General features: G+C 70.6%; 1 protein-coding gene. It reads right to left on the reverse strand.

What is annotated here, in order from left to right; all coding sequences use genetic code 11:
• Positions 1-407: CBS domain-containing protein (locus QSK34_RS37625; protein ID WP_285591625.1), on the reverse strand; the 407-nt coding region annotated here is incomplete at its 3' end.
• Positions 408-656: the final 249 nt, after the last annotated feature.

The following is a 656-nucleotide window of genomic DNA, read 5'->3' on the forward strand; positions in this document are numbered from 1 at the left end:
GAGGTGATCCGGCCGGCGACCGCGCGCAGCACATCGACGGCGGTGATGACGCCGACCACCCGGCCGTGCTCGTCCACTACGGGAACAGCGTCCCGGGCCGAGTCGAGCATCGTCTCGGCCACGGCGTCGAGCGGACGGTCCAGCCTGACCCGTGGTGTGCGCTCCGACTTCACGAGATCGCCGACCTGACGACGGGAGACATCCGCCAGGGTGCCAGTGCAACTGTCGGTGAGGTTCTGCGTCGAGAGCAGGCCGTGCAGGCGCTGACCCGCGCCGATGACCGGGATGTGGTGGACGTCGGCCCGGCGCATCAGCTCCCAGGCCATGAGCGGTGACTCGTCCGGGGCGACCGTGACGACCACTCGGGTCATGACGTCCTGTGCGGTGAGGGCATTCAGGCTGGTCATGGCTTTCCCTCCTGGGACAGGCTCTGATTCGTCTCCATTGCACCCCGCGGTGGGGGAGCGGCGCCTGGGCCGAAGGTCCCGAGGGGGGCGGACCTCCGTCGGTGCCCGGGATGAACGACCCGGTCGAGTCGCACCGCGGCGTAGCCCAGCACCGATACCGCCAGCACGATCACCAGGTCACCGGCGGCCAGTGGCCGGGTGCCCAGAAGGTCGCGCAGGGGCGGGAGGTACAGCCCGGCCAGCTGGAGC

The sequence above is a fragment of the Herbidospora sp. NBRC 101105 genome, from assembly GCF_030269205.1.
GTDB lineage: Bacteria > Actinomycetota > Actinomycetes > Streptosporangiales > Streptosporangiaceae > Herbidospora > Herbidospora solisilvae.